Raw genomic sequence first — 18,177 nt, 5'->3', positions numbered from 1 at the left:
TAGTAACGGCAGGGGAACCCTTGGACAGAACTTCCCCGGACAACGGGTCCGTAACCCGCCATCGGAGGCGCCCATCCTTCCCCAACTTCGAACGGCTCCGGAAGCAGTTCCCCGCGGGAAGGACACGCAAAGAATAAATCAGCTCCAAAGCTGTTGGATAAGTTTCTTGAGATTTATTTTCGGATGGATGGAGGGTCGTATGATTACTGGTGCGTGGTTCGCCCTTCGACACGCTCAGGAGGGCTCACCATCCATAGGACAAATGACTACTTCTTGCTGAGCAATGCCACTGCTTCCACATGCGATGACCAGAGAAATTGGTCAATCGGCACTACGCGGTCAATCTTATATCCGCCCTTGACGAGAATGCTCAAATCACGGGCCAGCGTAACGGGATTGCAGGAAACAGCGGCCACCTTTGAAACAGACGATTTTGCGATTTCGATTGCTTGCGCTTCGGCACCGGCACGCGGTGGATCGAAAACGAGACCATTAAACGGTGCAAGTTCACGCGCCAGAAACGGCCTGCGGAACAGATCGCGTCGTTCAACGCTAACCGGCTTTAGTCCCTGCACAAATCGGACACTGCGATCAATCGCAGCTACGGCGCCCTGATCGTTCTCGACCGCATGTACAGATGACTTTTCGGCTATCCGCATTGCAAAAGTCCCGGAACCGCAAAACAGATCCAACGTCTTTTTTGCTTTAGCGAGATGCCCCGTTACCAAATCACACATCGCGTTTTCAGCATCGGTGGTGGCCTGCAGGAAACCTCCCGGCGGCAAGAAAACCGGCACCTTGCCGAAATGAACAAGCGGCTTTCTAGGCTCGACAATAATCTCGCCTTCAAAAGAAAGACGTGCAAAACCTTTTTTGATCACTAGGCCGGTAAGCGCCTGACGCTTTGCTGCATCAGGTGCGCCACATCCGGAAGCGGTGATATCAAGTCCGGATGCTGTCGACGTCACTGTAAGTTTGAACGGCTTCATGCCTCCACCAAGTACAGCCACCACTTCCCTCAGATCGTCGAGGCGCGACACGATTTCCGGCACGGTAATCGGACATTCGGCGATATCGATAAGTTCGTGGCTGAGATGCCTGTTGAAGCCGAGCACGGCTCCCCGCTCACTGGTACGCACTGCAAATACAGTTCTGCGACGCGTTTCCGGCTGACATGGCACCAGCGGATCGAGCTTGAATGTCAGCCCCCTGCCGCCAAGCGCTTCCTGAACAAGTGACCTCTTCCATTCCTGATAGGCGCCATCCTGCCAATGCTGCAACGTACAGCCGCCGCACTCTTCGAAATGCCGGCACGCCGGTGCGATGCGCTCAGGTGATGGTTCCAAAAGAGCCATCATTGTCGCGCGGCCATTTTCCAGCGCGACATTAGCTACTTCGCCGGGCAGCGAAAATGGCACATAGGCGCTTCCAGCAGCGGTCGCGGCAATACCATCGCCACCGGCGCCCATCCGTTCAATTGTTACGCGCGTGCTCATTGATCTGTCTTTTCAGTTTCTGCTTTTAATACCGGCAAGAAGAAATTCGCGATTGCCGTCACCACCCTCTATGGGTGAAGGGCAAAGCCCCAATGCTTTCCAGCCCGGCAATTGATCCAGCCAGTCTCTTAAATCATTTGCAACGCGAATCCCATCCTCCGGATTGCGCAAAATGCCGCCCTTGCCTATCGCTTCGCGTCCAGCCTCGAATTGCGGCTTCACCAGCAGCACACAATGAGCACCCTTTTCAGCCAATTCGAGTGCGGGCGGCAAGGCGAGTTTCAAGGAAATGAAGCTTACATCCGAGACTACCAGACCTACATGCTTTCCACCCAGGACATCCCGGGTCAGAGTTCGCGCATTGAGATTTTCAAGATTAGTCACCCGGGAATCTGCCATCAGGCTGGCATGCAGCTGGCCAGATCCAACATCCACTGCGATCACGTGGTCTGCATTTCGCTCAAGTAGCACCTGAGTGAAACCACCGGTTGAAGCGCCTATGTCCAGAGCTGTACCCGCAACCTTGATCGCGAATTGATCCAGCCCGGCAATCAATTTCAATGCTGCACGGGAAACATAGGAACTTGCAGGATCATCTACGGCAATCACTGCCGCCTCTGCAATCGAAGCACCTGACTTGGTGACGATGCCTCCATCAACCTTTACCGTACCGCGCATGATTGCATCCCGCGCTCGCGAACGGGTTGCAAAAAGGCCCTTTTCGACAAGGAGTTGATCGAGCCGCATTATTTGATCTTAGGCACGGGCAGGCGCGACCATGTATTCGCGCCCGAGCGCACCAAACACCGCCTGAACTATTCCTGCACTATCGAGACCAGCGCGGGCATAAAGAACCTCAGGCTTGGCATGATCAAGGTAAACATCGGGAAGCGTCAGCGTGCGTACACGCAATCCATGATCCAGAAGTCCATCCCGGCTGAGGAAATGAAGAACATGCGAGCCGAACCCTCCAACTGCGCCCTCTTCCACAGTCACAAGCACTTCGTGTTCACGAGCCAGACGGCGGATCAAATCTTCATCCAGAGGCTTTGCGAAGCGCGCATCGGCAACAGTTGTAGATAGACCCGCCGCGTTAAGCTCGTCCGCGGCCACGATGCATTCAGCTAAACGTGTGCCAAAGGACAAGAGTGCAATTTTGCTGCCCTCGCGAACAATGCGCCCCTTGCCGATTTCAAGAATGCTCCCACGCTCGGGGAGATCAATACCAATTCCATCGCCGCGCGGATAACGGAAGGAAATCGGACCTTCATCATATTCAGCTGCGGTGCGCACCATATGACGCAGTTCGGCTTCGTCCGAGGCGCCCATGACCACAAATCCCGGAAGTGCGGCAAGAAAGCCCGTATCGAACGAACCTGCATGGGTGGCACCATCGGCACCTACCAAACCTGCCCGGTCAATCGGAAAACGCACTGGCAGATTTTGCAGCGACACATCGTGCACAACCTGATCGTAACCACGCTGCAGGAAGGTTGAGTAGATTGCAGCGAAAGGCTTCAACCCCTCGCTGGCGAGGCCTGCCGCAAAAGTAACGGCATGCTGCTCGGCAATCCCGACATCGAATGTCCGGTCCGGGAACACTTCGCCAAAGAGGTCAAGGCCTGTGCCGCCTGGCATTGCCGCAGTGACAGCAACAATCTTGCCATCATGGCGCGCTTCCTCAATAAGGCTGGTCGCAAAAATCTTGGTATAGCTTGGCGCATTTGCAGGTGGTTTTGCCTGCGCGCCGGTAATCACATCGAACTTGTTTACACCATGATATTTGTCTGCGGATGCCTCGGCAGGGGCGTATCCTTTGCCTTTTTGCGTCACCACGTGAATAAGGACAGGTCCATCCATGGTGTCACGCACATTTTTCAATACCGGCAGCAGATGATCCAGATTGTGACCATCAATTGGGCCGACATAGTAAAAGCCCAGCTCTTCGAACATGGTGCCACCGGTCCAGAAGGCACGGGCATATTCTTCCGAGCGCCGCGCCTTTTCCTGAAGGAACTTCGGCAACTTCTTGGCGAGTTGCTTGGCTGTTTCGCGGAATGATCGATAGGCCTTGCCTGAAACCAGACGGGCGAGATAGGCGCTCATGGCACCCGTTGGCGGGGCAATCGACATATCGTTATCATTGAGAATTACGATAAGCCGCGCGTCCAGTGCGCCAGCATTGTTCATGGCTTCGTAGGCCATGCCTGCTGACATGGCACCATCGCCAATCACAGAGACGACATTGCGCTTTATACCTGCAAGGTCGCTTGCGACCGCCATGCCAAGCCCGGCCGAAATCGACGTCGAGGAATGCGCGGCACCAAAAGGATCGTAGTCGCTTTCGCTGCGCTTGGTAAAACCGGAAAGTCCGCCTTCCTGCCGAAGGGTGCGGATACGATCCCGGCGGCCGGTCAAAATCTTATGAGGATAAGCCTGATGACCGACATCCCAGATGATGCGATCATGCGGCGTATCGAAAACGTGATGCAAGGCAACCGTCAACTCAACAACGCCAAGCCCGGCACCAAGATGCCCGCCAGTGGTGGAAACCGCATCGATCAGCTCTGTTCGAAGCTCCTGCGCCAGTTGCGGCAGATCGGATTCCGGCAAAGCGCGAAGCTCCAAGGGAATATTCACACGATCCAACAATGGCGTTTCAGGCTTCTTGCTCACTATCCAAATTCCAGTCTCAGTGTCAAAAATCTACCGGATGCGAGTTGTCCTAGAGCAAATCCCCGGAACCGGCAAGCAGCCGGGTTTTAACGACGGCTCGCGTCAATTTTCGGGCAGGGGTATGAACTCTTCCTCGTCGCCGGGCACGATATCAAAGCGGCCAGTCCGCCATTCCTCTTTCGCCTGCTCGATCCGTTCTTTCGACGAAGAGACGAAATTCCACCAGATATAACGCTTTGAGGATAGGGTAGCCCCGCCGAAAAGCATGAAGTGTGCTCCCTGTGGAGCAGAGATAACAATCTCATCGCCCGGACGGAAAGCCAAAAGGCGATCTGCCGGGAAGCTCTGCCCGGCAATCTCAACCGGTCCATCCAGCGTGTAAATGGCGCGCTCTTCCGCCGCATTGGCAGGAATCTGGATATGGGCGCCTGGTTGCAGGCGAATATCTACATAAAGCGTTTCCGCGTGCTGTTTTACTTTTGAGCTTGCCCCGTGAAACTCGCCCATGACGACGCGCGCGTCAAAGCCTGCCTCTTGCAGCGTTGGCAATTGGTTTGCCTCGGTATTGGCAAAGGTAGGATCAATTTCTTCGAGATGATCGGGTAAGGCAAGCCATGTCTGCAAACCCGATATCGGTAGCGGCTGCGTGCGCAATTCTTCCGGTGAGCGCTCGGAATGGACAATACCACGACCGGCTGTCATCAGATTCACATCGCCCGGCTTGATAACCATTTCGGTGCCCAAGCTGTCGCGGTGCCTGATATTGCCGTCAAACAGGTAAGTGACTGTCGATAGGCCAATATGGGGGTGTGGGCGTACGTCCAATGGATCGGTTGGGCGAAGAATTGCCGGGCCCATGCGGTCGAAAAATATGAACGGCCCGACCAAACGGCGCTTTGCGGTGGGCAGGGCACGACGCACTTCCAACCCGCCAATATCGCTGGTGCGGGGTATGATCAGCGTTTCGATTGAATCGACGGCGATGGCATCGCCGGGTTCAGGATCGTTGCCGGGGAAAAAGCTCATAAGGCACAGCTCCAGACTATTGAAGCCTTACCATAACCGCAGACGGACAAGCTGAACAGCGCGCCCTGATGTCACTCCGGATCGAGTGGCTCTGTTCCGACTGGCTGGCCATCGCGGCCCAGTTTGATCTTCTCCACCTTGTCTTCAGCGGATTTCAGCAACGCATCGCAATGCTTTTTGAGGGCTTCGCCACGCTCATAGATCCGAATCGACTGCTCCAGCGGAACATCGCCGCGTTCCAGATCATCAACAATCTTCTCAAGCTGATCGAGCGCCTGTTCGAAGCTCATGGCAGCGATATCGGAGTTATTGGGTGTATCGGCCATCTGTCATCCTTCCATCAAGCGTTTGATATGTGCACCCGCTGAGAGCGACATACCCTTGAGGTCGTACCCGCCTTCCAGAAGGCTGACAAGCCGATTTGATGCGTAGCTCCCAGCTCTTTCCATCAGCTTGCCCGTTGCCCAGTCAAAATCATCCTCATTCAGGTTTATTTCCGCAAGAGGATCGCGGTGATGTGCATCGAAGCCCGCGGAGATTATGATCAGCTCCGGCTGGAAAGCATCGAGCGACGGCAAAATGCGGGTGTTGAATGCCTCGCGAAAGTGATCGCTGCCGGTGTCCGGGTCAAGCGGTGCGTTGACGATATTACCTGCGCCGGTTTCACTTTTAGCACCGGACCCCGGATAAAGCGGCATCTGGTGCGTCGAGCAATAAAGCACGGACGGGTCTTCCCAGAAGATGTCCTGTGTACCATTGCCATGATGCACGTCCCAATCGACAATAGCGACCCGCTCGATACCATACGCCTTCTGCGCATGACGGGCAGCAATCGCCGCATTGTTGAACAGGCAAAAACCCATGGCCTTATCACGCTCGGCATGGTGTCCTGGTGGTCTTGATGCCACAAACACGCTGTCCGCCCTACCGTTGAAAACATCGTCAACGGCTGCGTTTGCTGCTCCAATGGCTGTGAGAGCCGCCTCCCAGCTTTTCGGGCTGACAGTTGTATCGGAGTCGACCCGCGTTAGCCCCTCCTGCGGTATCGTCACGCGTACGCGCTCCAGATAAGACTGCGGATGAGCGTAAAGAATGGTCGCTTCATCACCCATCGGGGCTTGAACCCGGTCCAACGCATCGAATGCAGTGTCGCCCAATACTTTGCCGAGTGCGCGCAAGCGATCTGGCCGCTCGGGATGTCCCGCAGGCGTCAGATGTTCAAGATAGATTGGATGGGTGTAGAGACGCGTGACCATTAAGACTCCCGGTAGCAAAGACGAAGGGGCCATGCAAATCTGCACAGCCCCTTCCGCTTATACAAGTCCCAAACTACGAGTTTTATACTTTCAAGCCTGTTCCAGCGCGTGAGCCAGATCCGCAATCAGATCATCAGGGTGCTCGATGCCGATCGAGAGCCGGATGGTCGAATCAAGAACGCCAATGCGTTGGCGCACATCGAGCGGTACACCGGAATGCGTCATGGTTGCCGGATGGCTGGCCAGCGATTCCGTGCCGCCAAGACTGACCGCCAGCTTCAATATCTGCAAAGCGTTGAGGAATTTGAAGGCCGCCGGCTGGCCGCCGCGAATATCAAACGAGAACGTCGAACCAGCACCCGTGCATTGTGCGGCAAAGGTTTTACCCAGCGGCGATGACGGGTCATGGTAGGGCAGATAGTGAATTTTCTCGACCTTGGGGTGATCGCGCAAAAAGTCAGCGATTGCCAGCGCATTTGTGTTGGCTTTTTCCATGCGGATGCTCAGGGTTTCAAGCGAACGACCCAGCATCCAGCAGGAATGCGGATCAAGCTGCGTACCGATGGCACCGCGCAGGGCCTTTACCTGTTTCATTACGGCTTTGGAGCCAAGGGCTGCACCGGCAATGAGATCGGAATGGCCACCGACATATTTGGTCAACGAGTAAAGCGAAATGTCCGCTCCATGTTCGATTGGCCGTTGAAAAACGGGGCCAAGCAAAGTGTTGTCACACGCAATAACCGGACGGTGCCCCTGCTTCTCACCAATCACCTCTGCAATCCGGCGGATCATAGCGACATCAACCAGACTATTGGTAGGATTTGCCGGAGTTTCTATCAGAATGACCGAAACCCGACCCTTCTTCATAGCCTCATCCGCGGCGCTTTGAACGGAGGCTTCGTTGACGCCATCAGCAAAACCCACGGCAGCAATTCCCATATTGAGAAAAGTCTTGGCCAACAGTGTTTCTGTACCGCCGTAGAGCGGCTGCGAATGCAAAATTGCGTCTCCAGGACGGACAAAGGCAAGCAGTGTCGTTGCTATGGCGGACATGCCGGAGGAAAAAAGAGCGCAGCTTTCCGTGCGCTCGTAAACAGCAAGCCGATCTTCGACAATCTCGCTATTGGGATGATTGAAGCGGGAATAGACCAGTCCGGCGCCCGTACCTGCTGGCGGTTCGCGCCGACCGGAGACGAAATCAAAAAAGTCCCGTCCTTCCTCTGCAGACTTGAAGACAAATGTGGATGTGAGGAATACGGGCGGCTTCACCGCCCCTTCCGACAGTTCTGGATCGTAACCATAGTTCAGCATCAGGGTTTCCGGATGCAGTTCATGATTACCGATACGGGTCTTTGAAGGATGTGGTGCAGTCATAATGCTTCCTCGCTAAGCGTGGCGTTTCGCGGCGAGGTTATAGCAAAGCTGGCGACTATTCCTTGCAAATATGCTGCCAGCTTCGCAATTCTACGAAAGTTTAAATGATATCGGTTTTGGTGATCTGGATGCCAAAGCCTTCGAGCCCGACATAATGGCGCTCACGCGAGGCCAGAAGCCGGATCGATGTTATTCCAAGATCTTTCAATATCTGCGCACCAAGACCGATCTGCCGCCATTCTTCGTCACGCACGCGGGCTTCCGCATGGGCCTCGCGCTCCTGCAATGATGCGCGGTTACGATCATCTTCACGTCCAACCCCGACGGAACCTTCGCGCAGATAAACGATGACGCCCCGCTTTTCCTCAGCAATGCGCTTCATGATGCTATCCAGCGTGTTGCGCGTGCCGAACACATCGCTCAATACGTCTTCACGTTGCAAGCGAACTGGAACATCTTCACCATCGCGAATATCGCCATAAACAATGGCGGCGTGATGCATTGGCTCCCATGGCAGCGCATAGGTGATAGCTTTTGCAGTTCCTGCACAAGTATCGATTTCGTATTCACCTATACGTTCAATCAACGTTTCCTTGCGTTGGCGGTAAGCGATAAGGTCTGCGACCGTTACCTGTTGCAGATTATGGGTTTCTGCAAAACTGGAAACCTGAGGACCGCGCATAACAGTCCCATCATCATTCACCAGTTCGCAAATGACACCGACAGGTGGCAGACCGGCCAGCTTACAAAGGTCGACCGCCGCCTCCGTATGACCGGACCGCATCAAAACACCACCTTCACGGGCGACAAGTGGAAAGATGTGGCCGGGGCGAACGAAATCTACCGCACCCGCATTCGGGTTCGCCAGATTGCGGGCAGTCAGCGTGCGATCTTCGGCAGAAATGCCTGTCGTCGTACCGTGCTTGTAGTCAACTGTAACGGTAAATGCTGTAGAGTGTGGCGCATCATTATCTGCAACCATAGGAGCGAGATTCAGGCGCTTGGCATGCTCGCGAGTCATGGGTGTGCATACGATGCCCGACGTGTGACGCACGATGAACGCCATTTTTTCAGGCGTACAGTGAACCGCCGCAACAATCAGATCGCCTTCGTTTTCACGCCCGTCATCATCCATGACAACAACGATTTCACCACGTTCGAAGGCACGAAGTGCATCAACGACCCGCTTTTGATTATAGGCCATGGACATTTCCCTTGATTAAATACGGCCGGTCTGGCCGCGATGCCTGAGATAGTGATCTGCAATTGCACAGGCAACCATAGCCTCGCCGATTGGCACTGCACGGATACCAACACAGGGATCATGTCTGCCCTTGGTCATGACATCCACCTGCTTGCCATCTGCGTCAATGCTTTGACGCGGCGTCAGGATCGATGATGTTGGTTTCACTGCAAACCGAGCCACGATGGGCGCGCCGCTGGAAATACCGCCAAGAATACCGCCTGCATGATTTGACAGGAAAATCGGGTTGCCGTCATTGCCCATACGCATTTCATCGGCGTTTTCTTCGCCGGTAAGCGTTGCTGCATGAAAGCCATCGCCGATTTCGACACCTTTTACGGCATTTATCGACATGAGATAGCTCGCAATATCCTGATCCAGCTTTGCGTAGATTGGAGCGCCGAGACCGGCCGGTACATTTTCTGCGATCACTTCGATGACTGCACCGACGGATGAACCGGCTTTGCGAATACCATCGAGATAGGCGGCGAATGTATCAACCGAACCGGCATCCGGTGCGAAGAACGGATTATTATCGATCTCATTCCAATCCCAGCGGCTATGATCTATCGAATGCACACCCATTTTGACGAGTGCGCCACGAACGACAAGTCCTGGCACTACCTTGCGGGCAATCGCTCCAGCAGCCACGCGTGCAGCGGTTTCACGCGCAGATGAGCGCCCGCCGCCACGATAGTCGCGAATGCCATATTTCACGTCATAAGTATAATCGGCATGGCCGGGGCGATACTGGCGGGCAATATCGCCATAATCCTTCGAACGCTGATCGGTATTCTCAATCATCATCGATATGGGCGTGCCGGTTGAAATCATCGTGACGCCATCATCCTGCAGCATCACGCCGGAAAGCACACGAACCTGATCCGGTTCACGACGCTGCGTCGTATATTTCGATTGTCCGGGCTTGCGCTTATCCAGATATGACTGAATCTCAGCTTCGGTAAAAGAAATACCGGGTGGGCATCCATCTACAACGCAGCCAAGTGCAATGCCATGGCTTTCGCCCCAAGTGGTAACACGAAAAAGATGACCGAACGTATTATGCGACATGAGCCTACCCGTCTTTTTGTCAGGGGGTTTTATGAGCGTTTGCACCTGTGGTCAAACCCGTCTCTGAAATTCCTTCATTCATGACAAAAAAAGCAATTGTTTTGCCATAAATGAACGGTCTAACTTGTCTGATTAACCGGTCGATATTGATATAAAGGAAATCTCAGATGCGCTTCTTCGTTGCAGCATTCATGTTCGTTGCTTCACTGTTTCCGGTTGGTGCATTGGCCGACGATGCGCAAGGTACAATTACCAAAATCGATGAAGACAATTCCACGATTACGCTTGACGATGGCAAGGTCTACAAATTGCCAGGCGAATTCGACCTGAGCGTCATTGAACAGGGCATGAAAGTGACCTTGATGTTCGACGTGGTGAACAAGGAACGCTTCATCACTGATATCGAAGAAACAACCGAATAGGGCCGGTTGTTACATCCAGGTCAGCTTACCGTTCTCAAGTCGCAGAATATGATCCTGCGTGATGGCAAGGTTTGCAGCGTCATGCCCGTCCAAACCATTGATCATCTGGAAAATCGTTCGCAGGCAACCACCGTGGGTCACGCAGACAGTTGGACCCGTTACTTCGGATAACCAATTGGCAACCCGTTTTCCAAGTATCGCATAGCTTTCAGCGGTAGCTCCCGGTGGAACGAAATTCCACTTGTCTCGCGCCCTCGCCTCAACCAATTCAGGGGTCTTGGCAGCAATGTCCTCGATCATGAAGCCTTGCCAGTCGCCGAAACTCACTTCCATAAGTCGCGGATCAGTGCGGTAGTCATGAGGATCGATGCCCATTCGCGTGCGGATACGCTCCATCGTCTCCCGTGTACGACGCAAGGGACTAGCGACAAAATCAAATCCCTCACCGTCACCGATAAGGGATTTCATCAAGTCACCATTACGGTCGGCCTGAGCCCGGCCCCGCGCATTGATATCGATGTTTTCCTGGCCCTGAATGCGTTCAGACACATTCCAGTCCGTCTCGCCATGACGCGAGAAATAGATAATCGTGTCAGGCAAATTCACTTTGGCATTAATCCTTGACGACTGATATGTCCGGCGCATCGACGGCCTTCATGCCAACGACATGATATCCGCTATCAGCATGATGTATCTCGCCTGTGACAGAGCGCGACAGATCTGAAAGGAAATAAAGGCCTGCATCACCGACTTCTTCAATAGTAACGGTACGGCGCAACGGCGCATTGTACTCGTTCCACTTGAGAATATAGCGGAAGTCGCCGATGCCGGATGCAGCAAGCGTCTTGATTGGGCCCGCCGAAATTGCGTTGACGCGAATGTTGTCCGGGCCAAGGTCTACGGCCAGATACTTCACACTCGCCTCGAGCGCAGCCTTCGCGACACCCATGACGTTGTAGTTCGGCATGACTTTTTCTGCGCCGTAATAAGTCAGCGTAAGAATGGAACCACCATCGGTCATCAACTTCTCAGCACGCTTGGCAACAGCGGTTAACGAATAAACCGAGATCAGCATGGTCTTGGTGAAATTCGCTTCTGAGGTATCGACGTAACGACCCGTCAGTTCATCCTTGTCGGAGAAACCGATCGCGTGAACAAGAAAGTCGATCTTACCCCAATGCTTTTCCAACGCTTCGAAACATGCGTCAATCGTTGATGCGTCTGAAACATCGCAATGGCCGCACAAGAATGCATCCAGCTCCTGCGCAAGCGGCTCGACGCGCTTCTTCAACGCATCGCCCTGATAGGTGAACGCAAGTTCGGCGCCGGCATCGTGTGCCGCCTTGGCAATACCCCAAGCAATCGACCGATTATTGGCGACACCCATTATAAGGCCGCGTTTACCCTGCATCAAACCAGTTTTGGCGGTCATATACCAACCCTTCATGAGACTTATGATTGTTGTGCGGTATCGCACAGCCCGCGCCGGGCTTCAAGCACACTGTCACCCCGGATTTGGTTTTTCAAACGTCAGATTGACGCAAAAACGCTTCCAAAGCGGGATCACCATCCTCTGGAAGCATAATCCGGACATGCGCGAAAAGGTCACCGTGACTGTCAGGTTTTTTCGGCAAACCCTTACCTTTCAGCCTTAAAACGCGGTCAGAACTGGTCCAAGGAGCGATTTTCATCGCAATGCGGCCACTCAAGGTCTCAACTTCCTGCCGTGAGCCAAGCGCTGCGTCCCGCAAACTCACGGGCAACTCCACGTGAAGGTCTCGACCCTCAACACGGAATTTTGCGTGCGGTTTGAAGCGGACTGTGACCAAAGCGTCACCCGCCGTACCGCCCGGAACAGCCTCGCCCTGTCCTTTCAGACGAATCGTTTGACCATTTTCAACCTGGGCGGGCAGTTTAATGGCCAAGCGTTTGCCATTCGGGAAGACTGCTTCGACCTTCTCAGCACCGGCAGCCTGTTCCAATGTGACATCAATCGTTGCCTGCAGATCAGCACCCTTGCGTGTACTTCCGCGACGTGCACCACCCATACCAGCTGTTTCACCAAACAGGCTGCTCAGGATATCTTCGGCGCCAAATCCGGAGGTGCCGCCCATTCCACTCCGGAACTCAAAATTGCCGGGCCGCTGCCTACCGCCAAAACCCGCAAACGGGTCTCCACCGCCACCACCCGAGAAGCCTTCAAAACCTTGGGGCGCGCGTTGCTTGCCTTCATTGTCGATTTCACCGCGATCAAACTGGCCGCGGCGTTCCTTGTCGCCGACAATTTCATAGGCCTGGTTGATCTCAGAGAATTTAGCTTGCGCCTTGGGATCATCCTGATTTTGGTCGGGATGGTATTTCTTGGCGAGCTTGCGGAACGCCGATTTTATTTCGTCTGGTTTTGCCGTTTTGGCGACGCCCAGCACGGTATACGGATCGCGCATGTGAGTGCCTTTCCTCGCGACAGCGAACAGGTTGTCAGATTGCTTTTCGCCTATATGGGCTTAAATAGGAAGAAATTCCAGATTTTTAGACTCAAAAATGAATATTGGTGTTCAAATTGGCTTATTACATGGGCGCAAAGGATTTCAACGCCCACTGACCACCATTCTGCATGCAGGTTTCGCCCTTATAAAGCATCACACCATCGAATGATTCGCGGGATGTCTGGAACTCCCGGCAAAGCCCGGTATCGTCTTTTTTCTCGGCAATGGCGGTAATGGTGCCTTGGCTGCCCGTTTCAGGATTTGACCAAGGCAAGGGTTTGTTGCCCCATTGCGTGAAATTAAGAGCCGACACAATATTGCGGATCGTATTCTGGTCCGATGAGCTTTTGACGTCGACCTGTTGTGCAGGATTGACGGAACCGGTTATGGTTGCCTTGTCGGGAACGGCTTTCTCGATACTGAAATCTTTCATGGCACAACCGGAAAGAGCGCAGACAAAAACAGCGGCGGCGAGGCCGTTTACGGCGTCAAAACCTTGCTGTTTTTTTGCAACGAACTTCTTGCTATCGGGTCGTAGAAGCGCCAAACACATATCTCTCTTTAACAAGGCCAATTCGAAATGACTATGGGACTATGGATTAAATGAAGTTAACAATAGATGACTTCACAGAAAAATCCGAACCATTCGCGCTGTTTGACGAATGGTTAGCGGACGCTGTTAAAACTGAGCCGAATGACCCGAATGCAGTGGCGCTTGCAACTGTGGACAAGGACGGGTTGCCTGATGTTCGCATGGTGCTTTTAAAGGGATTCGACACTCAAGGCTTTGTTTTTTATACGAATTTCGAAAGCCAAAAAGGCATAGAAATTCTCGGCTCAATGAAAGCTGCAATGTGTTTTCATTGGAAAACGCTGCGCAGGCAAGTTCGAGTTCGAGGGCCGGTTGAAATCGTCAGTGACGAGGAAGCCGACGCGTATTACGCAACACGTCCGCGCGGCAGCCGCATCGGCGCATGGGCCTCCAAGCAATCCCGGCCGCTTGAAAGCCGGTTCGCTCTGGAGAAGGCCGTCGCCGAATACACGGCCCGTCACGCAATCGGTGAAATTCCCCGCCCTAAACATTGGTCAGGCTTTCGGATCAGGCCTACTTCCATCGAATTCTGGCATGACAGACCGTTTCGGCTACACGACCGGGTAGTATTCAGCCGTGAGACGCCGGAAGGTGATTGGGGCAAGGAAAGACTTTATCCTTAGCCGTCAGGACTTCTTTCGTGAGAAGAAATTGACCATGGCATTGCGGGCCTCTTCGGCCTGCAATCGCTCACTGAAATGCTTTGCTTCTAGCTGCATGCGTTCCACCACCGCTTCGCGCGGCATGCGCAAGAGGTCACGGGTTATCCGCATCGCCTCTGGTGGTTTAGCCGCAATATCGGTTGCGGCTTTCAGAACAGTCGCCTCAAGGTCGGCAGCCTCGACAATCTTGTAGATAAGCCCGGCATCTTTTGCTTCCGCTGCGCTCCATCCATCACCGTTAGCAAGAAAAGCGAATGCGCGCTGTGATCCCATCAATGCGGGCCCAAGCAGGCTGGATGCCGCTTCAGGAACAAGCCCGAGGTCGACAAAAGGCGTCTTGAACAGAGATTGCGGTGTGGCGAATGTCAAATCGCAATGAAAATGGATCGTCGACCCAATGCCAATTGCCAGACCATCTACCCCGGCCAATAGCGGCTTTGTCGAATTGGCCAAGGCGATAAGAAAATCGAACACTTCCGTGCCCATTTGGCCCGACATCGCAAATGCCATGAAGTCCTGCAGATCATTGCCGGCAGAGAACGCGCCGGGTGTACCGAAGAATACGTTTGCCCTGATATCAGCGTCGTTATCGCTTTCAACCATGGCTTTTGTCATGGCGGCATACATGGCGCGGGTAAGTGCATTTTTCTTATCGGCACGGTTGAGACGGATGATCTGGACAGCGCCTTGCCGTTCGATCTGAATATGTTCTGACATTTAATCTTCCTATAGACTGAGTGCGGCACGCGCGCCGAGCACGCTTGCTGCGCCATTAATAACGCGATCTTTCAGGGCACTGGTCTCACCAAGAAGATTCTCGGCAAAATATCTCGCCAGAACCCTGTGACGGGCGCTACTGTCTGCCAAAGCGCCTTTCGCCAAATAGGTCGCACCAGCAGCCAAACCAAACAGCCGCAGATATGGGGTTGCGCCAGCGAGAGCCTCGCTGATTTGCCCATCAGCCAGAGCTTTCTGCAACCAGTTACCGGTGCTTTCCAAATCATCGAGTGCCGCTTGCAGGCGCCCTGCTGTTTCTCCAAAATCCAGACTGTTTGAGACCGCAACAGCATCGGCAATTGTGCGAAGCTCACCGATATAGCCCTTGATATGGCCACCACCGCCAAGAGCGAGCTTGCGTTGCACGAGGTCAATGGCCTGAATTCCGTTGGTGCCTTCATAGATCGGCGCAATGCGAGCATCACGCAGAAACTGAGCGGCACCGGTCTCTTCAATGAACCCCATTCCACCATGAACTTGAATGCCGATTGATGCGACATCAACGCCGATATCCGTTGAGAATGCCTTTGCTACCGGTGTGAGCAGATTTGCCCGATCGGACCAATGTTGAGCTTCATCTCCCGTGCCTGTTTTTGCCATATCCAGCGCGTGAGCACAGGCGTAGGAAATCGCACGGGCGGCTCCAGTCAGGCCTTTCATCGTCAACAAATTTCGCTGAACGTCAGGATGTTCGATGATCGGGCTCATGCCCTCACCTGTCCAGCCAGGCGCTCGCATCTGGCGACGCTCTCCGGCATAGGTCAGTGCCTTCTGGTAGGCCGCCTCAGCGACTGCCACCCCCTGAATACCCACAGCAAGGCGAGCATTGTTCATCATGGTGAACATGCAGGCCAGCCCGCGATTTTCCTCGCCGATCAGCCAGCCGATTGCGCCAGGTTCACTTTCCTTTGCGAAACCATCACCGTAAATCATCGTGCATGTCGGCGAGCCGTGTATGCCCATTTTGTGTTCGATACTGCTACAAAACACATCATTGCGTGCCCCGAGAGAACCATCCTCATTGACCAGATATTTGGGCACAAGAAATAGGGAGATACCCTTGGTTCCCGCGGGTGCATCCGGCAGGCGCGCCAAAACCAGATGGACAATATTGTCGGTTAGGTCGTGCTCTCCGTAGGTAATGAATATCTTGCTGCCGAAAATGCGGTAGGTGCCATCATCCGCGCGCTCGGCGCGTGTACGTAGCGCGCCAACATCGGAGCCCGCCTGCGGCTCGGTCAGATTCATCGTGCCCATCCACTCGCCGGAAACAAGTTTCGGGAGATAAGTCTGCTGTAATCCTTCTGTGGCGTGCGCCTCAAGTGCTTCGATAGCGCCCAGAGTGAGCGTTGGGCCGATGCCAAATGCCATGGAACCCGAGTTCCACATTTCAAATGTCGCGATAGCCAGTGTCATCGGCAAGCCTTGCCCACCGAATTCCTCCTTGCCGGTCAAGGCATTCCAGCCCCCGGAAACCCATTCCTGATAAACGTCCTTCCAGCCAGGTGGCATGGTAATGGCAGCATTTTTCAGAGGGGTGCCGTGCTTGTCGCCAAGCTGAAGCAGAGGAGCAACGCGCGATGTCGCGAATTTTCCAGCTTCTTGCAGAATCGCATCCACCAGATCGTCGGAAAGATCGCCAAAACGGCCCTGCTCTATAGCCGCGGTCAAACCAGCGACATTTTTCAAAGTATGAGCGATATCCTCGACAGGCGCGCGGTACATATCACAGTCTCCTCATCTGGTTATGCAAGACGACATTGCAACTGCCGGATACTGAAAGGCAAGAGGATTTTTACGTAAACGTAAGAATTTATCCCAAAACTGCTTCTTTGCTATGGTTAACGCCATGTTAACCCAATGAAGCCACCATCCTTAATGGTATCCAAAAAGCATTCCATTGCGAGGCATCATATTGACGATCCGACGATCCACATTTGCTTTTGCGGCCATCCTGCTTGGATTGTGCTTCAGTAATGGTGCGGATGCGGCTTCGGAATTCACCACGCCATGGTCTAACAAAGCCCGCGCAATCGTGCTTGATGGCTATGAACACAATTCATTCAACCTTGCTGAAATCGTCAAAGATCCACGCATAGCAGCTTTCATTCATAAGGGTTCGGATGGTTTGCCCGCCAATTACCATTGCAAGCGCATCACTGACGCAATGCAACAGGAATTATGCATGCGCATCTGGCGCAATTATGCGGTTTCGCGGGAGCTTTATCAGACCCGCCGGACCTTGGCCAAAGCTCTTGGGCTGAAATGGGGTGCGTATCATCTTGGTCGCCCCGGCAATCCGATTGAACAAGCCAACCATTTTATTGATTACGCCGAGCCAAGCGACGATGAGCTGATTGCAATCGACATTGAAGACAATGATCCTGAGCGTTTTATGTCATTGCAGGACGCGCAGATTTTTGCCGAGCATATAAAACTGCGGACAGGCCGCTACCCGGTACTCTATACCAATGGCACAACGGCAAAATATATCGCGGATAGGCGACTCGAGTTTCCGACGCTATCCCGTCTGCAGCTATGGTATGCACGATATGAAAGCAATATTGCTCCGCATTTTCCGAAAGGGAACTGGCAGGATTACGCGCTTTGGCAATTTACTTCCCAAAGTAACTGTACCAAACAACGGTGTCCTTACAGGCCAGCGGGTACCAATCGCGACATAGACGTCAATGTGGCCGACATGACTGTGGCGCAGTTGAAGAACGCATGGCCACTGGGAGAATTGGTGCGCGCATTACCTCCGGAAAATCTTCCGATGCCGGGCAATCGCCCCTACCCGCAGGATGATATCCTTATGGCTGCGGCCGAAGCACCCATAGTCGACTATCGGGCACTTTGGGGATTGGCACAGACAGCCACAACAAAGCATCTCATTACCGGGATCAGTCAGTTCTTTGCTCCCACAGATGCGGATATCGACATGACCATGACAGCCTCGGTGCCACAGCAAAGGGTAATTATTCCGGAGAAGTTACAAGTAAGAACGGTCACACAAGGTTTGAAACAATCCATTCAATGGGCGTCTTGGTCGCCTTTGGCTGCCCCAATCAGACATTGCGTCGCCAGTCGGTAGAA

At 53.7% G+C, this 18,177-nt stretch carries 18 protein-coding genes; 3 read left to right on the top strand and 15 right to left on the bottom strand.

The features are described 5' to 3' along the window. Window positions 1–266: 266 nt before the first annotated feature. The 9 genes from ABKW30_RS29080 to aroC form a co-directional block, all read right to left on the bottom strand. A complete protein-coding gene (locus ABKW30_RS29080) occupies window positions 267–1,496 on the bottom strand; it encodes a class I SAM-dependent RNA methyltransferase (protein WP_348602456.1) in 1,230 nt (409 codons plus the stop codon). A 12-nt stretch (window positions 1,497–1,508) separates the two neighbouring features. Next, the gene (locus ABKW30_RS29075; RefSeq protein WP_348602455.1) at window positions 1,509–2,243 is read right to left on the bottom strand and encodes a TlyA family RNA methyltransferase; all 735 of its coding nucleotides are present in this window, start codon (window positions 2,241–2,243) and stop codon (window positions 1,509–1,511) included. Between the two features lie 9 nt (window positions 2,244–2,252). Next, entirely contained in the window at window positions 2,253–4,172 is a 1,920-nt protein-coding gene (gene dxs, locus ABKW30_RS29070) for a 1-deoxy-D-xylulose-5-phosphate synthase (RefSeq protein ID WP_348602454.1), read from the bottom strand. A 102-nt stretch (window positions 4,173–4,274) separates the two neighbouring features. Beyond that, window positions 4,275–5,198, bottom strand: coding sequence for a pirin family protein (locus ABKW30_RS29065; protein WP_348602453.1), 924 nt, complete (start codon window positions 5,196–5,198; stop codon window positions 4,275–4,277). Between the two features lie 71 nt (window positions 5,199–5,269). Next, entirely contained in the window at window positions 5,270–5,524 is a 255-nt protein-coding gene (locus tag ABKW30_RS29060) for an exodeoxyribonuclease VII small subunit (RefSeq protein WP_008125256.1), read from the bottom strand. 3 nt (window positions 5,525–5,527) lie between these two features. Continuing rightward, complete coding sequence (locus ABKW30_RS29055) at window positions 5,528–6,454, bottom strand: histone deacetylase family protein (protein WP_348602452.1); 927 nt, start codon at window positions 6,452–6,454, stop codon at window positions 5,528–5,530. A 90-nt stretch (window positions 6,455–6,544) separates the two neighbouring features. Continuing rightward, on the bottom strand, window positions 6,545–7,828 hold the full coding sequence (locus ABKW30_RS29050) for a cystathionine gamma-synthase family protein (RefSeq protein ID WP_348602451.1): 1,284 nt from the start codon (window positions 7,826–7,828) through the stop codon (window positions 6,545–6,547). 100 nt (window positions 7,829–7,928) lie between these two features. Further along, entirely contained in the window at window positions 7,929–9,032 is a 1,104-nt protein-coding gene (gene ribB, locus ABKW30_RS29045) for a 3,4-dihydroxy-2-butanone-4-phosphate synthase (protein ID WP_008125260.1), read from the bottom strand. A gap of 15 nt (window positions 9,033–9,047) precedes the next feature. Continuing rightward, window positions 9,048–10,142, bottom strand: coding sequence for a chorismate synthase (gene aroC, locus ABKW30_RS29040; protein WP_348602450.1), 1,095 nt, complete (start codon window positions 10,140–10,142; stop codon window positions 9,048–9,050). 167 nt (window positions 10,143–10,309) lie between these two features. On the opposite strand from aroC, the gene ABKW30_RS29035 reads away from it, so the two are divergent. Next, the gene (locus tag ABKW30_RS29035; protein ID WP_348602449.1) at window positions 10,310–10,564 is read left to right on the top strand and encodes a DUF1344 domain-containing protein; all 255 of its coding nucleotides are present in this window, start codon (window positions 10,310–10,312) and stop codon (window positions 10,562–10,564) included. A 9-nt stretch (window positions 10,565–10,573) separates the two neighbouring features. Here ABKW30_RS29035 and ABKW30_RS29030 read toward each other — a convergent pair whose 3' ends face one another. The 4 genes from ABKW30_RS29030 to ABKW30_RS29015 form a co-directional block, all read right to left on the bottom strand. After that, a complete protein-coding gene (locus ABKW30_RS29030) occupies window positions 10,574–11,164 on the bottom strand; it encodes a histidine phosphatase family protein (protein ID WP_348602461.1) in 591 nt (196 codons plus the stop codon). 13 nt (window positions 11,165–11,177) lie between these two features. Next, complete coding sequence (gene fabI / locus ABKW30_RS29025; protein WP_008125268.1) at window positions 11,178–11,996, bottom strand: enoyl-ACP reductase FabI; 819 nt, start codon at window positions 11,994–11,996, stop codon at window positions 11,178–11,180. A 91-nt stretch (window positions 11,997–12,087) separates the two neighbouring features. After that, entirely contained in the window at window positions 12,088–13,008 is a 921-nt protein-coding gene (locus ABKW30_RS29020) for a DnaJ C-terminal domain-containing protein (protein WP_348602448.1), read from the bottom strand. 124 nt (window positions 13,009–13,132) lie between these two features. Then, window positions 13,133–13,603, bottom strand: a complete 471-nt coding sequence (locus ABKW30_RS29015) for an RT0821/Lpp0805 family surface protein (protein ID WP_348602447.1) — start codon at window positions 13,601–13,603, stop codon at window positions 13,133–13,135. 50 nt (window positions 13,604–13,653) lie between these two features. On the opposite strand from ABKW30_RS29015, the gene pdxH reads away from it, so the two are divergent. Continuing rightward, the gene (gene pdxH, locus ABKW30_RS29010) at window positions 13,654–14,265 is read left to right on the top strand and encodes a pyridoxamine 5'-phosphate oxidase (protein WP_348602446.1); all 612 of its coding nucleotides are present in this window, start codon (window positions 13,654–13,656) and stop codon (window positions 14,263–14,265) included. Window positions 14,266–14,268: 3 nt separating this feature from the next. Here the strand turns inward: pdxH and ABKW30_RS29005 are convergent, their stop codons facing one another. Together ABKW30_RS29005 and ABKW30_RS29000 are read right to left on the bottom strand one after the other, a co-directional pair. Further along, a complete protein-coding gene (locus ABKW30_RS29005) occupies window positions 14,269–15,021 on the bottom strand; it encodes a crotonase/enoyl-CoA hydratase family protein (RefSeq protein ID WP_348602445.1) in 753 nt (250 codons plus the stop codon). Window positions 15,022–15,030: 9 nt separating this feature from the next. Then, complete coding sequence (locus ABKW30_RS29000; protein WP_348602444.1) at window positions 15,031–16,806, bottom strand: acyl-CoA dehydrogenase family protein; 1,776 nt, start codon at window positions 16,804–16,806, stop codon at window positions 15,031–15,033. A 190-nt stretch (window positions 16,807–16,996) separates the two neighbouring features. Between ABKW30_RS29000 and ABKW30_RS28995 the strand changes: the two genes are divergently transcribed. After that, window positions 16,997–18,175, top strand: coding sequence for a GH25 family lysozyme (locus tag ABKW30_RS28995; protein WP_348602443.1), 1,179 nt, complete (start codon window positions 16,997–16,999; stop codon window positions 18,173–18,175). Window positions 18,176–18,177: the final 2 nt, after the last annotated feature.

It is taken from the genome of Phyllobacterium sp. SB3, assembly GCF_040009165.1.
Taxonomy (GTDB): Bacteria; Pseudomonadota; Alphaproteobacteria; order Rhizobiales; family Rhizobiaceae; genus Phyllobacterium.
Note: the sequence above shows the minus strand (reverse complement) of the source record. Positions and strands in the feature narration are given on the sequence as shown.